Origin of the sequence: Pseudomonas sp. (genome assembly GCF_030698175.1) — a bacterium.
Classification (GTDB): domain Bacteria; phylum Pseudomonadota; class Gammaproteobacteria; order Pseudomonadales; family Pseudomonadaceae; genus Aquipseudomonas.
Map to the genome: position 1 here is coordinate 24,261 of NZ_JAUYNT010000026.1, position 14,407 is coordinate 38,667.

General features: G+C 61.8%; 12 protein-coding genes. 4 read left to right on the plus strand and 8 right to left on the minus strand.

Features of this window, described 5'->3' with window-relative positions; translation table 11 throughout:
* Nucleotides 1-11: 11 nt before the first annotated feature.
* From Q8R10_RS13730 to Q8R10_RS13765, 8 genes are all read right to left on the minus strand, one after another.
* Nucleotides 12-863, minus strand: coding sequence for an EI24 domain-containing protein (locus tag Q8R10_RS13730; RefSeq protein WP_305654398.1), 852 nt, complete (start codon nt 861-863; stop codon nt 12-14).
* A 66-nt stretch (nt 864-929) separates the two neighbouring features.
* Nucleotides 930-2,279: an acetyl-CoA carboxylase biotin carboxylase subunit gene (accC, locus tag Q8R10_RS13735; RefSeq protein WP_305654491.1), complete on the minus strand. Its 1,350-nt coding sequence runs from the start codon at nt 2,277-2,279 to the stop codon at nt 930-932.
* Nucleotides 2,280-2,299: 20 nt separating this feature from the next.
* Entirely contained in the window at nt 2,300-2,758 is a 459-nt protein-coding gene (gene accB, locus Q8R10_RS13740) for an acetyl-CoA carboxylase biotin carboxyl carrier protein (protein WP_305654399.1), read from the minus strand.
* Nucleotides 2,759-2,782: 24 nt separating this feature from the next.
* Nucleotides 2,783-3,235, minus strand: a complete 453-nt coding sequence (aroQ, locus tag Q8R10_RS13745; protein WP_305654400.1) for a type II 3-dehydroquinate dehydratase — start codon at nt 3,233-3,235, stop codon at nt 2,783-2,785.
* A 115-nt stretch (nt 3,236-3,350) separates the two neighbouring features.
* On the minus strand, nt 3,351-5,144 hold the full coding sequence (locus Q8R10_RS13750) for a protein-disulfide reductase DsbD (RefSeq protein ID WP_305654401.1): 1,794 nt from the start codon (nt 5,142-5,144) through the stop codon (nt 3,351-3,353).
* Between the two features lie 152 nt (nt 5,145-5,296).
* The gene (locus Q8R10_RS13755) at nt 5,297-6,088 is read right to left on the minus strand and encodes an ABC transporter substrate-binding protein (RefSeq protein WP_305654402.1); all 792 of its coding nucleotides are present in this window, start codon (nt 6,086-6,088) and stop codon (nt 5,297-5,299) included.
* Nucleotides 6,089-6,171: 83 nt separating this feature from the next.
* Nucleotides 6,172-8,133 (minus strand): methyl-accepting chemotaxis protein, encoded by a 1,962-nt coding sequence (locus tag Q8R10_RS13760; protein WP_305654403.1) that lies wholly within the window; start codon nt 8,131-8,133, stop codon nt 6,172-6,174.
* 78 nt (nt 8,134-8,211) lie between these two features.
* Nucleotides 8,212-9,831, minus strand: coding sequence for a PleD family two-component system response regulator (locus tag Q8R10_RS13765; protein WP_305654404.1), 1,620 nt, complete (start codon nt 9,829-9,831; stop codon nt 8,212-8,214).
* 282 nt (nt 9,832-10,113) lie between these two features.
* On the opposite strand from Q8R10_RS13765, the gene Q8R10_RS13770 reads away from it, so the two are divergent.
* From Q8R10_RS13770 to speA, 4 genes are all read left to right on the plus strand, one after another.
* Complete coding sequence (locus tag Q8R10_RS13770; protein ID WP_305654405.1) at nt 10,114-11,184, plus strand: DUF2333 family protein; 1,071 nt, start codon at nt 10,114-10,116, stop codon at nt 11,182-11,184.
* Nucleotides 11,185-11,187: 3 nt separating this feature from the next.
* The gene (locus Q8R10_RS13775; RefSeq protein ID WP_305654406.1) at nt 11,188-11,730 is read left to right on the plus strand and encodes an NUDIX hydrolase; all 543 of its coding nucleotides are present in this window, start codon (nt 11,188-11,190) and stop codon (nt 11,728-11,730) included.
* 188 nt (nt 11,731-11,918) lie between these two features.
* Nucleotides 11,919-12,290 (plus strand): translation initiation factor Sui1, encoded by a 372-nt coding sequence (locus tag Q8R10_RS13780; protein WP_305654407.1) that lies wholly within the window; start codon nt 11,919-11,921, stop codon nt 12,288-12,290.
* Nucleotides 12,291-12,405: 115 nt separating this feature from the next.
* On the plus strand, nt 12,406-14,319 hold the full coding sequence (speA, locus tag Q8R10_RS13785; RefSeq protein WP_305654408.1) for an arginine decarboxylase: 1,914 nt from the start codon (nt 12,406-12,408) through the stop codon (nt 14,317-14,319).
* The last annotated feature ends 88 nt before the right edge of the window (nt 14,320-14,407 follow it).

Consider the following 14,407-nt stretch of genomic DNA (forward strand, 5'->3'; position numbering starts at 1 on the left):
AAAACGGCTTTTTAACCGGCCGGCAAGCTTACTTGAGGCGCCGGTGTCACGCCAGCCGGGCGGTGCGAGCGGTCGAGCCCGCGGTAGGCCAGGTGACAGGCGCCGCCCGCCAGCAGCGCCGGCAGCAGCAGGTTGAGCACCGGCACCAGCGCCAGCAGGAACATCAGCAGGCCGAAGGCGGCCATCGCGCCGCGTTGCTGGTTGATGGCTCCCAGTTGCTCCGCGCCGCTGGCCAAGCGCGACAAGGCCGGCGGGACCAGAAAGCGCACGTTCAGGTAGGCCAACAGAATCAGCACCAGCAGGCCATTGACCAGCGGGATCAGCAGGCACAGCAGCAGGCCGGCGGTGATCCCCAGCCAGGGGCCGAGACGGTAGCGCAGGCCGCGCAGCAGTTCGGTGGGCGCGGGGCTGCGTCCGGCCAGCGCTGGGTAATGGCGCAGGCTGCGGCTGCGCAGAGCGTCCATCAACAGCCATGGCAGCGCCAGGCGAATGCTCAGGACGATGACGCCGGCATACAGGGTCACCAGCATCACCAAGGTCAGCGCGGCCACATACAGAATCAGCATCGCCAGTGCTCCGGCTATGCCGCCCATACCGCCGCCACTGCCGCCCGCGAGGCTGGGGATCAGACCCAGCGCGGCGCCGCCGTAGATGACGACAAAGGAAATCCACCCGGCGAGCGTGGCGATTTGCTCGAAATAGCTATAGAACACCCAGCTCCAGACGCCGAACGCCAGCAAGCACAGGCCGCTGGAGCGCAGCAGGATGCCGGGCCGCAGGCTGTCGCGCAGGGCTAAGCCTAAGCAGGTGAAGGCTTCGCCGAACGCGTTGGCGATGGCTTGCAGGCGGGTCTTGAGGCTCATTGTGGACGTCCTTGTAAAATGAAAAAGGGCCGCGTTATGCGGCCCTTTTGGGTTGGCGGGTCAAGCTTAGTGCTTGTCCATGCCGAGTTTCTTTTCCAGGTAGTGAATGTTGACACCGCCCTTGCAGAAACCCTTGTCGCGAACCAGGTCGCGGTGCAGCGGGATATTAGTTTTGATCCCGTCGACGACGATTTCGTCCAGCGCATTACGCATCCGCGCCAGCGCTTCATCGCGGGTGGCGCCGTAGGTGATCAGCTTGCCGATCAACGAGTCGTAGTTCGGCGGTACCCGGTAGCCGCTGTACAGGTGCGAGTCGACCCGCACGCCATTGCCGCCAGGAGCGTGGAAATGCTTCACCAGGCCAGGGCAGGGCATAAAGGTAGCGGGGTCTTCGGCGTTGATCCGGCACTCCAGCGAGTGGCCGCGAATGATCACGTCTTTTTGGCTGAGCGAAAGTTTGTTGCCAGCGGCGATGCTGAGCATCTCCTTGACGATATCGACGCCGGTGACCATTTCCGACACCGGATGCTCAACCTGAACGCGGGTGTTCATCTCGATAAAGTAAAAGCTGCCGTTTTCGTAGAGGAACTCGAAGGTGCCGGCGCCGCGGTAACCGATGTCGATGCAGGCCTTGACGCAGCGGGCCAAGACTTCTTGCCGGGCTTTTTCGTCGATGCCCGGTGCGGGCGCTTCTTCCAGAACCTTCTGGTGGCGGCGCTGCAGTGAGCAGTCGCGATCACCCAGGTGAATGGCGTTGCCCTGGCCGTCTGACAGCACCTGGACTTCTACGTGGCGCGGATTGGTGAGGAATTTCTCCAAATACACCATCGAGTTGCCAAAGTAGGCGCCGGCTTCGGTGCGTGTCAGTTGCGCCGACTTGATCAGCTCTTCTTCGTTGTGCACCACGCGCATGCCGCGACCACCGCCGCCGCCAGCGGCTTTGATGATCACCGGGTAGCCGACTTCACGGCCAATCGCCAAGGCGGTTTCTTCGTCTTCCGGCAGCGGGCCGTCGGAGCCAGGCACGGTCGGCACGCCGGCCAGCTTCATGGCGTGCTTGGCGGAAACCTTGTCGCCCATCAGACGAATGGTCTCGGCTTTGGGTCCGATAAAGGCAAAGCCGGAGTTCTCCACTTGCTCGGCAAAATCGGCGTTTTCCGCCAAAAAGCCATAGCCTGGGTGAATGGCCGTAGCGCCGGTCACTTCTGCGGCGGCAATAATGGCCGGAATCTGCAGGTATGACTGAGACGCTGGGGCCGGGCCAATGCAGACGGTTTCGTCAGCGAGGCCGAGGTGCATCAAATCACGGTCGGCGGTGGAGTACACCGCGACGGTTTTGATGCCCATCTCTTTGCAGGCCCGCAGGATGCGCAGGGCAATTTCGCCGCGATTGGCGATCAGGACTTTTTGCAACAACATTGCCGGCTCTCCGCGCATCAAACGATGGTGAACAGCGGTTGGTCGTATTCCACCGGTTGGCCGTTTTCCACCAAGATGGATTCGATCACACCGCTGGTTTCGGCTTCGATGTGGTTCATCATTTTCATCGCTTCAACGATGCAAAGAATGTCGCCTTTTTTCACGCTTTGACCGATTTCCACGAACGCCGGTGAAGCCGGGCCTGGGGTGCGGTAGAAGGTGCCGACCATCGGCGAACGGGCCGCCTGGCCGTTCATTTTCGGGGCGCTGGCAACCACCTCGGCTACTGCGGCAGCCACAGGCGCGGCGGCAACTGGTGCTGGCGCGGGCGCCTGGGCGTACATAGGTTGCGCGTAGGTCGGCTGTTTGCTGTGCCGGCTGATGCGCACGGACTCTTCGCCTTCGCGGATTTCGAGCTCATCAATGCCGGACTCTTCCAGCAGTTCAATCAGCTTCTTAACTTTACGGATATCCATCTAGCAGCAACTCCCAATGTCAGGTCAGGGGCGTTTATTTTGTTCTATGTGCTCAAGCGCCGCGTCCAGGGCCAAGCGGTAACCGCTGGCGCCCAGACCGCAAATCACCCCTACGGCAACATCAGAAAAGTAGGAGTGATGACGGAAAGCTTCGCGTTTATGCACGTTTGAAAGGTGCACTTCGATGAATGGGATGCTCACCGCCAGCAGCGCGTCACGTAATGCGACGCTGGTATGGGTGAAGGCCGCCGGATTGAACAGAATGAAGTCCACGCCTTCGTTGCGTGCGGCATGGATGCGCTCAATCAATTCGTACTCGGCGTTGCTTTGCAGATAGAGCAGATGATGACCGGCTTCGCGGGCGCGCCGCTCAAGGTCCAGATTGATCTGCTCCAAGGTGGTGGCGCCGTAGACGCCGGGTTCGCGGGTGCCCAAGAGGTTCAGATTGGGGCCGTGCAGCACCAGTAAGGTGGCCATAGTGTTGTCCTTTGCTTAGCTGGGGCGACTATGCCGAATGCGCCGCAGTCTGTCCAGTTGTCGGTAGTAGCCCGCACGATGCCGGTTTTTTAAGACAATTGCGCGATGCTAATGCTTAATTCAGCGCATTGGCGCTGCGCACGCGAGCGGCAAAGTCGGCCGCGTCGATCTCACCTACGACACGCAACGCCAGGTGCTCGTCACCCTTAGGGGTAAAAAACAGCAGCGCCGGTGGGCCAAACAATTGGTAGCGGGTGAGCAAGGCCCGTTGTTCGGGATTGCTGGCGGTGATGTCGAAGCGAATCAGCCGGTAGCCGGCCAAGGCGCTTACCACCTCGGCGTTGCTGAGCACTTCGCGCTCGATCACCTTGCAGCTGATGCACCAGTCGGCGTACCAGTCGAGCAGCACTGGCTGCTGGGCGGCTTTGGCCGCCGCCAAGGCTTGCTGCAGATCGGCTGCGGAGCTGATGGTTTGCCAGTCGCCGTGAGCGCTTGAGCTTTGTGTTGTCGTGCTGGATGTGGATATTGTCCCCAGTGGCCGCAGCGGATCGGTTTGCCCTTGCAGGGCGCCGACCCAACTGGCCAGGGCGTAGACCAGCAAGATCAGTCCGCCGAGTTGGCTGAGCTTTTGCCGGTGGGTTTTTACCGTGAACTCCAGGGCGCCCAAATACAGCGCCACGCCAGCCGCCAGTACGCCCCACAGTGCCAGGGTCAGTGGCGCCGGCAGCACCCGGTCGAGCATCCATATCGCCACGGCCAGCAGCAGCACGCCAAAGGTGTTGCGTACCGTGACCATCCAATTACCGCTTTTCGGTAGCAGGGCGCCGCCGCCGGTGGCAAACAGTAGCATCGGTGTGCCCATGCCTAAGCCCAGCACAAACAGCTTGAGACCGCCGCCGAGGGCATCGCCACTGCTGCTGATATACAGCAGCGCGCCGGCCAGGGGTGCCGACACGCAAGGCGAAACCAGCAGGCTCGACAGCACCCCGAGCATCGCCGCGCCCCACAGCGAGCCACCACGGGTATTGCCGGCCAGACGGTCGAGGCGGTCGCTGATGATATGCGGCAGGCGCAACTCATAAACTCCGAACATCGCCAGGGCAAACAGGCCGAAAAACAGCGCGAAAGGCACCAGCACCCAGGGTGATTGCAGCCGGGCCTGTAGATTCAGTTCGGCGCCAAACACGCCCATTAGCGCGCCGAGCAAGGCAAAGCAGGCGGCCATCGACAGCACATAGGCCAGCGACAAGCTAAAGCCGCGCATGCCGCCGACTTGGCCGCGCAGCACCACGCCGGACAGAATCGGCAACATCGGCAGCACGCAGGGGGTGAAGGTCAGGCCGAGTCCGGCGAGAAAAAACAATGCCAGTTCGCGCCAGCTCCAGGCTTTTGGGGTTTGGCTGGCGGCGGCCTCGGGCTGGGTCAGTTCAGTGGCGTTGCCGTTCGCGTCGCTGTTGATCGAGAAGCTTTGGGTTTCCGGCGGATAGCACAGGCCTTTGTCGGCGCAGCCTTGATAGGTGACTTGCAGGTTAAAGGGCCGCTTGCGCGGATTGTTCAGCGGCAGTTCGACATCGAGTACGCCGTGATACACCTCCACTGCACCGAAGTACTCATCGGTCTTCGGCGTGCCGGCCGGCAGTTGCGCCGCGCCCAGTTGGACCTCGGGCGAGTCGCTACGAAACTGAAAGCGGTGGCGATACAGGTAGTAGCCGTCGGCGGCGATAAATTGCAGCTTGATGGCGGTCGGCGTGTGCTCGATCAGGTCGAGGCGAAAGGCCTCGCGCACCGGCAGGAAATCGCTGCTGTTATTCAGCGCGGCGCCAAATGCCGGGTTGGGGCGTGCATCTAACAGTCCGGCGCTGGCCGGCAAGGCCAGTAATAGCAGAATCAAACTCAGCAGGCGGCGCATGGACATCTCGTTCGGCGAGGATGGGCCATCATAGCGGAGCGGGCGGCGATACGGCAGCGCTAGCGTGCCACTGGCTGAGCGCTTTGTTGCGTGTTGTTGCGCGGTTATTGCTTAGCGGTCCCGCCATTGCTGAACAACTGCAGGCTTATTGTTTATTTAAATTCGCCCGGTTTGGGGAGTAGTTCGGTTACCTCGAAGCGCTGCGCCAGGGCCGCATAGGCTGGGTCTTGGCGAAACAGCTGGTACGCCTTGGCAAAGTCTTCCGCCAGCTGGGCGGGTGCCGCGCGGGAGAAGGCCAGGTACATGGACGCACCGGAGATCAGGGCGCCATCCAGGCGCTGCACCTGTTGGTCGAGGTTGGGGATATTGGCGCTGGCACTGCTCAGAGAGTACGGGAACCCAAAAATCGCATCGTAGCGTTCGGCGATCAGCATGGAAAACAGGTGGCTCTGGGTGACCGTCGGCTGTGCGATAGGCATGCCGTTGGCGATCATCGCGTTGACTTCTTCGCTGATGTAGTAGCCGGATGGCGAAGCCAAACGCCAGCGCCGGGCCATTTGCTCGAGATCCGGCAGATAGTGGATTTCGCCGGCGCGCGAGCGCTTGATATAGAGGGTGTTGCGCGAGACGTGAAGCGGGTTGCCGGGTAGAAATAGCGCAAAGGCCTCGCGCTCGGGGTTTTTGGCAACGAAGCTGACGGCCTGCACTTCGCCGAGCTCCAAGGCCAGTATTGCCCGTTTCCACGGATAACGTTCGAACTCCAATGTCCAGCCCAGGCGGCTGCTCACCGCGCGAATAAGTTCGACATGAAAGCCGGTCAGTTGGCCGTTCGAATCGACAAACTCGAAGGGCGCGTTATTGGCTTCCTCCAGGGCGACCAGCAATGTGCTGGCGCGGGCGGGCAGGCTCAGCAGTGCACACAGCACTAGAATGGCAATTCGCACAAGGTTCTCCATGGCTCTTACTTTGCTGATTTCAGTGTAGATCAGCGCCAGAGCACGGCGACCTGGACCTTTGCCGGCGCAGCCTAAACCCGAAACGCCTGCACGGCGGTATGCAGCTGCCCACCCAGTTTGAGCAAATTCTCGCCCTGCTGTCGGCCTTGGCCGATGCGCTGCAGATTGTCGCCGCCGAGTATGTGGATGCGTTCGCTGTGGCCGCGAATCTCGCTGACCGCGCCGCTTTGCTGGGCGGTGGCGCCGGCAATGCGTTCGGCCATATTGGCGATGGTGTGGATGGCGGCGACTATTTCGACCAGCGCACTGTCGGCGGCAGTGGCTTGGCTGGCGGTGGTTTCGGCGTGACCGACCTGGCTGCGCATGGCCTCCAGCGACTTGTGCGCGGCTTGCTGCAGGCGGGCAATCAGCTGCTGGATTTCTTCGGTGGCGCCGCTGGTACGCAGCGCCAGCGAGCGTACCTCTTCAGCCACCACCGCAAAGCCGCGCCCCATCTCGCCGGCGCGAGCGGCTTCGATGGCGGCATTCAGGGCCAGCAGGTTGGTCTGGTCGGCAATCCCGCGGATCACCGTCAGCACCTTGCCGATGGTGGCGGTTTCTTCCGCCAGGTGTTCGATGGCCTGGGCGTTGCCGCGTACTTCGCCGACCAGTCCATACAGCCCGGTGAGGCTCTGGCCAATCACGGTTTGCCCTTGTTCGACGGCGCGGCCGGCCGCGCGGCTGGCGCTGGCGGCTTGGCTGGCATCATCGGCGACCTGCAAGATGCTGCCTTCCAGCTCGCCGAGCGCATCGCGTATCTGCGCACTGTCGCCGGCCTGGCGTTCGGCGCCGCTGTGCAGGCCGCCGCTTAAATCGGCCAGGGTGCGGCTGCTGCCGGCCACTTGCTCGGCGTGTCCGCGAATGGTGCCGACCAAGTCGACCAGATAGGCCCGCAGGCGGTTCAGTGATTCTTCGATGTCGCGCAACTCGCGGGTGCGCGGATTGAGTTTGATCGCCACGCTGAAGTCGCCCGCCGCCCAGGCAGACAAGGCCGGCACCAGGCGGTTAAGCACATTGGTCAGGCTGCGTTGAATGCTGTCGATCAGCAAGGCGATCAGCAAAATCAGCCCGATCATCAGCCCTTGCACCCACTGCACCTGACGTTGAATACGACCGTGCTCAGTACGTACCGCCGGCTCCAGCGCGGCCAGTGCCTGCTGCAGGGCCGCGACCTTGGCTTGGGTGTGGATGGCCAGTTGTTGGCGTTGCTCGATCAGCTCGCCGGTGCGAGCCAGCTCTGCCGGGTAGCGTTTCAGCAAGCTGCTGAGCTCGCGTTTAAGGGCGATGCCCTGGTCTTCTGCGGCCTGCTGCTCGACCTCTGCCTCTAGACCCAGCAGCGCGCCGAAGCTGGTGCTGCTCGACTCCTGGCTGGCCGTCACGCCGAGCAGCGGCAAGGCATTCAGTCGTTCGGCCTGGACGCCAAGCAGCCCCAGCTCGCGCTCGACTTCAGTGCGCAACTCGCTGCGCCCGCTGCTGACCAGTTTGCCGCGGGCATGACTGAGGCGCGTCAGTTGCTGGGCGGCTTGCAATAACGGTGCTGAATAGTCGGCGCCAGTGCCGCCGGCTTGATCGGCGTACTGGCTGAGCAGCTGCAGATTGTCGGCCATCTCCCGCTCGGCCTGCAGTAGCAAAGCTTGCGGGTCGCCGGCCAGTTTGCCGGCGGCGAGCAGTTGGTTGCCGGTGAATTCACGCAGTTCGCTCAGGCTCGGGCGCAGTTGCTCGCCGAGTTGCGGCGGTAGCTCGTTGAGCTGTTGTTCGAGGTTGTCGATGGCCTGGCTGGCGGCGCTGTGGCGTAAGGCGTCGCCGCTGGCAAGGTAGTCCTGAATGTTCTGCGCCACCTTATGCTGAAAATCTTGCGCCAGGCTCAGGTAGCGATCCATCAGTACATAGGGTCGCTCAAGCGCCCGCTGCGACCACCAGAGGGTGACGCCAAGGCCGAGGCAAACGCTAATCAGCAGCAGGGTATTGAGGTTGGTCAGTTGTTTGAGGCGCATGCTGAACCCGCTAAGCGAAGTGGCGTAATGCCAGCAACTCTATTGCGGTTTTGTTGCAGTGTTATGACCGGCCTTGGCCTACTCGGCGGAGAAGATGGCGCTGCGATTGCGGCCGGCGTGCTTGGCGCTGTAGAGCGCTTGGTCGGCCTGTTTGGAGAGGCTTTTGCCGTCGTCGTTGTCGGTGAGTTCGGCGATCCCGCAGCTGAAGGTGCAAGACAAATCCTGCGGGTAGGCCGGGTGCAGTATTTCGGCAAAGCGCTGGCGAATATCTTCCAGCACCAGCAAGGCCGTGGCCGCGTCGGTGTTGGGCAGCACCACGGCAAATTCTTCGCCGCCGTAACGGCCGATGTGGTCGGATTTTCGCAGGCGCTGCTTAAGAAACATCGCCAGGCTTTTGATCACCCGGTCGCCCATGGGGTGGCCATAGGTGTCGTTAACTTTTTTGAAAAAATCGATGTCGAGCATGGCAAAGCTTAACGGCTGCTCGGTGCGCCGGGCGCGGCTGCGTGAGTCGTCGAGCAACTGCAGAATATGGGTGTGGTTGTACAGCCCGGTCAGGCTGTCGCGCACCATTCGCGCGTGCAGATGGCGCGCCCGGGCGGCGCGCTGGCGAACGGTGGCAATTAGGTGGCGCGGCTTGATCGGTTTGGTTAAAAAGTCGTCGCCGCCTTCGCCCATGGCGTCCAGCTGTTTGTCCAGATCGTCTTCGGCGGACAGGTAAATAATCGGCACGCTGACGTAGCGGTCGTTATGACGGATCACCTTGGCCAGTTCGGTGCCGCTGCAGTCGGGCATGTACATGTCGAGGATGATCAGGTCGGGCTGGAACTCGGCCAGCTCGCTCATCGCCCTGGCCGGTTCGGTCAGCGTGCGGGTCAGGATGCCGGCACTGTTGAGGGTGCGCTCGGTGTAGGTGGCTTGGGCGCGGGAGTCGTCAACAATCAATACTTTATAAGGCTCGTACTGGCCGCCGTGGGTCAGCGTCTCGATGCGCTCCAGTAGGCTGGAGGCTTCCAGGGAACCGATAAAAAACGCCTGGCCGCCGGCGCGCACGGCGCTCAGGCGGGTATCGGTGTCGGTGTCTTCCTGGCTGAAAAACAGCAGCGGCAGTTTCTCGCTGCGATTGTTTTGCACCTCTTCGGCCAGGCGCAGACCGCAGCCACTGCCGGCAAAATTGATGTCGATAATAATCGCCGCCGGGTGGCGCTCAGCCATGGCCGCGCGAAAACCGTTGGCGGTGTCCAAGGCTTGGGTCAGCAGACCAAAGGATTGCAATTGCAGGCTCAAGCGCTCGGCTTGCTGATGGTCTTGCAGGGCGATATAGATAGGTTTGCGCAGTGCCGGCAGCAGGGTTTGCTCAAGCTGATCGCTGTGGCGCAGGCCGGTGCGCGACAGGCGCTGCATCAGCAGGTTGAGCTCGCTGATCAGTTCGCTGTTGAGGCGGCCGTGGTTCTCGGTCACCGCCGTCAGGCTGTTATGAATGCCTTCGGCCAACTGGCTGTGCTCGGTCTGCTCAAAGCGCTGGGCGTAGCGCAGCAGCAGCACATTGCTTTCGACCAGCTCGGCCATCTCGCTGGCATTCCAGGCGCCGCGTTGCAGGCGCTGCCAGACTTCAAGAGTCAGCCTCGCTTGGTGGATAACGCGCCGGGCAAAGTGGTGCTTAAGACGGTCGCTGCTGGGGTCTTCTGGCTCGAGCATGGCCTGCTTGCGTTTGGCTGTTGCGGTTGGGGGGACGGATGATGGCGCTATGCTAGCAACGGATGATTCCGTAATTGCTGCCGTCGGTCAATTGGCGTCACCCGTTTGTCTACTTTGAGCTCAAATTAGTTCCATTGCTTCAGTCTGCGTCACCCGCACTAAGTTTGCCGTGACGCGCTGCGCAACGGTTCGCGCATCCCTTATAGTGCTGAGTACGCGAGCGGCTAAGGGTTAAGTCGAGCCGGCTCACACAATTTCATTTCGTCAGTGAAGGACTTCGCCATGTTGGACTGGAAGAACCGCAAAACCGAGTTGCTCGATAGGGTCGATGACTCGGTTGATGATGTGCGCAGCTACTTCGGCGGGCTCTGGCTAAGCCGCGCTCTGGGTGGCCTGCTCGGTTTGTACCTGCTGGTGGCCGGCGTGGTCGGCTGGTACTGGAGCCAGGAACCGGGGATTTTCCCGGTGCAGCAGCAGGCGCAAGCGGCCGCCGAGCGTTCGCAGCGGGCGCTGGTCAGTGGCTACACCACGGTAGAAACGCTGAAAACCGTAGCCTCGACCCTGCTCGACAAAGACGGCGGTTACCTGTCTAACGACCTCGCCCCGCCGGGCCTGTGGCTCGACAATATGCCCAGTTGGGAATACGGCGTAGTGGTGCAGGTGCGCGATATGTCGCGGGCCTTGCGCAAGGACTTTGCCCGTTCGCAGTCGCAATCCACCGAAGACCCAGACTTGGCCAAAGCCGAGCCACGCTTTAACTTCGACAACAAGAGCTGGGCTCTGCCGGCCACCGAGCAGGAATACCGCGAAGGCATCAAGTCGCTGGATCGCTACCTGGTGCGCTTGTCCGACCCGAGCCAGCCGAATGCGCAGTTCTATACCCGTGCCGATAACCTGAATAACTGGCTGGGCGATGTGGCCACTCGGTTGGGCTCCTTGTCGCAGCGGTTGTCGGCCAGTGTCGGCCGGGTACGCCTGAATACCGATCTGAAAGGTGCGGCGGTGCTTGCCGTCGGTGAGGCACCGCAGCTCAGTGAGGAGGTGGTGAAAACCCCTTGGCTGCAAATCGACAACGTCTTCTACGAGGCCCGTGGTCAGGCCTGGGCTTTGTCCCATCTGCTGCGCGCCATCGAGGTGGACTTTGCCGATGTACTGGCGAAGAAAAACGCCACCGTCAGCGTGCGGCAGATCATTCGCGAGCTGGAGGCTGCGCAAGAGCCGCTCTGGAGCCCGATGATTCTCAACGGCAGCGGTTACGGGGTGTTGGCCAATCATTCGCTGGTGATGGCCAATTACATCTCGCGGGCCAACGCTGCGATCATCGACCTGCGCACGCTGCTGACTCAAGGCTAAGGCATGCCGATTTCTGCCCAAGAGGCGGCCCATCGCGCCGCCTCGGATGCCGAACAGGTGGCCTGGGTCGATGAGGCCGATCAGCCGCTGGGCGGCGTCTCACGTCTGGAGTTGCGCCAGCGCGGCCTGATCGGGCGCGGCAGTTATATTCTGCTGTTCAACAGCGCCGGTGAGATCTGCGTGCACCGCCGTACCCTGAGCAAGGCGTTGTACCCCGGTTACTGGGACGTGGCCGCCGGCGGCATGGTGCTGGACGGGGAAAGCTACGCCGAGTCCGCCGCCCGTGAGCTGGAAGAGGAGTTGGGGGTGGCCGACGTGCCACTGCTTGAGCACGCTCACTTCTTCTACGACGCGCCGGAAAGCCGGCTCTGGTGCACGGCGTTTTCCGCCGTCAGCGATGGGCCGCTGCGCTTGCAACCGGAAGAGGTGCTGGAGGCGCGCTTTATCAGCATCGAGGCGGCGCTGGCCGAGGTGGCGCACAAACTTTATTGCCCAGACTCGCTGTTGGCGCTGCAACGTTACCTGGTCAATCGGCCGCTGAAATAAGGCGTGTGACAGATTTCTGCACGTGTTCGTGCAAGATGTTGCACGCGCTCGAGCAAAGGTCGCTAATCCTGTGGTTAATGGCGCAATAGGGCTATTAGCAAGTGGCTTTTTTGCCGTTACACTGCGCGCCCTCGAGCCTTTGCGCATGCGCGGCTCATCGATTTTCTAGCCCTGCGAGGACCGCCCTGGTGCTCAAGAAAAGCTCAGCCTTTGCCGCCCTCGGCGGTTTGGTGTACTCCACCGACAGCGGCCGGCATTGCCCTGACTGTAAGCAGCCGGTGGACGCCTGCACCTGCAAACAAAAGCTGATTCCAGAGGGGGACGGCATCGCCCGCGTGCGCCGCGAAAGCAAAGGCCGTGGCGGTAAAACCGTGACCACCATCAGCGGCGTGCCGCTGGCCTTGGAGGCGCTGACGGCACTGGCCACCGCCCTGAAAAAACGCTGCGGCTGCGGTGGCTCCCTCAAGGAGGGGGTGATCGAAATTCAGGGTGATCACGTCGAGTTACTGCTGAGCGAGCTCACGGCCCGCGGCTTCAAGGCCAAGAAGTCCGGCGGCTAACCCCGCGCCGGCTAAACTTTTTTGCTCTCGGCGGATCTGTCCGTCAATACCCGTCACGTTCACCCGCTAAGCTTTTTGCGGGTATGTCCGCCCTTATTTTCACAGGAATATCTCAATGCCCGTACGACGCACACGCAAAGATGACGGCAGCCAATGGACCGCAGCGGACAGCCGCAGCGTCTATGGCATTCGCAATTGGGGCGCCGGCTACTTCGCCATTAGCGATGCCGGCCGCGTTGAAGTGCATCCGAACGGGCCGAAAAGCGCGCCGATCGACCTCTACGAGCAGGTGGCGGAGCTGCGCAAAAGTGGCCTGTCACTGCCATTGCTGGTGCGCTTCCCGGACATATTGCAAGACCGCGTGCGTCAGCTCACTGGCGCCTTCGACAGCAACATTGCCCGCCTCGATTACCAGAGCCGCTACACCGCCCTGTACCCGATCAAGGTCAATCAGCAAGAGGCGGTGATCGAGAGCATTATCGCCACCCAGAATGTTTCCATCGGTCTGGAAGCCGGCTCCAAACCTGAGCTGCTGGCCGTGCTCGCCTTGGCCCCCAAGGGCGGCACCATCGTCTGCAACGGCTACAAAGACCGCGAATTTATCCGCCTGGCGCTGATCGGCCAGAAGCTCGGTCACAATGTGTTTATCGTCATCGAGAAAGAATCCGAAGTGCAGTTGGTGATCGACGAAGCGGCGGAGCTCAAGGTCGCCCCGCAGATCGGCTTGCGCGTGCGCTTGTCGTCCCTGGCATCGAGCAAGTGGGCCGACACCGGTGGCGAGAAGTCCAAGTTCGGCCTGTCGGCCGCGCAATTGCTGTCGGTGGTTGAACGTTTTCGCGCCGCCGGGCTGGACCAGGGCGTGCGTCTGCTGCACTTTCACATGGGCTCGCAGATCGCCAACCTGGCCGACTACCAGCACGGCTTCAAAGAGGCGATTCGTTACTACGGCGAGCTGCGCAGCCTCGGCTTGCCGGTCGATCATATCGACGTCGGTGGCGGCCTGGGTGTCGACTACGACGGTACCCACTCGCGCAACGCCAGCTCGATCAACTACGACATGGATGACTACGCCGGCGTGGTAGTCGGCATGCTCAAAGAGTTCTGCGACGCGCAAGAGTTGCCGCACCCGCACATCTTCTCCGAGAGTGGCCGCGCGCTGACCGCCCACCACGCCATGCTGGTGGTGCAGGTCACCGATGTGGAGAAACACAACGACGAAATCCCCTTTATTGACGACCAAGCCAGCCTGCCGGAAACCGTGCAGTGGCTGGTGGACCTGCTCGGCCCCACCGATATCGAGATGGTCACCGAGACCTACTGGCGCGCCACCCACTACATGAGCGACGTGGCCAGCCAGTACGCCGATGGCAAGCTCAGCCTGAGCGAAAAAGCCCTGGCCGAGCAGTGCTACTTCGCCGTCTGCCGGCGCTTGCACAACTCGCTCAAAGCCCGCCAACGCTCTCACCGTCAGGTGCTGGATGAGCTGAACGACAAGCTCGCCGACAAATACATCTGCAACTTCTCGGTGTTCCAGAGCCTGCCCGACACCTGGGCGATTGGCCAGGTGTTGCCGATTCTGCCGTTGCACCGCCTCGACGAAGAGCCGCTGCGCCGCGCCGTATTGCAGGACCTGACCTGCGACTCGGATGGCAAGATCAAGCAATACGTCGACGAGCAAAGCATCGAAACCAGCCTGCCGGTGCATGAGGTGCGGGACGGTGAGGACTACCTGCTGGGAATCTTCCTGGTCGGCGCCTATCAGGAAATTTTGGGGGATATGCACAACCTGTTCGGCGACACCGACTCGGTCAACATCTACCAAAACAACGACGGCAGCGTCGATCACGGCGGCATCGAAACCCACGACACCATCGAAGACATGCTGCGCTACGTGCACCTATCGCCGGAGGAGCTGATGACCCACTACCGCGATAAAGTCGCCAGCGCCAAACTCAGCGACCGCGAACGCACCCAGTACCTGGATGCGTTGCGTCTGGGCCTGACACGCTCGTCCTATCTGTCTAGTTAGGACGGGTCGAGCGGGATAGTGCGTAGGGTGGGTTACGGCGCCTCTCGGCATGGTGCAGACAGTCTGAGCTGCGCATGGGCGTCTAACC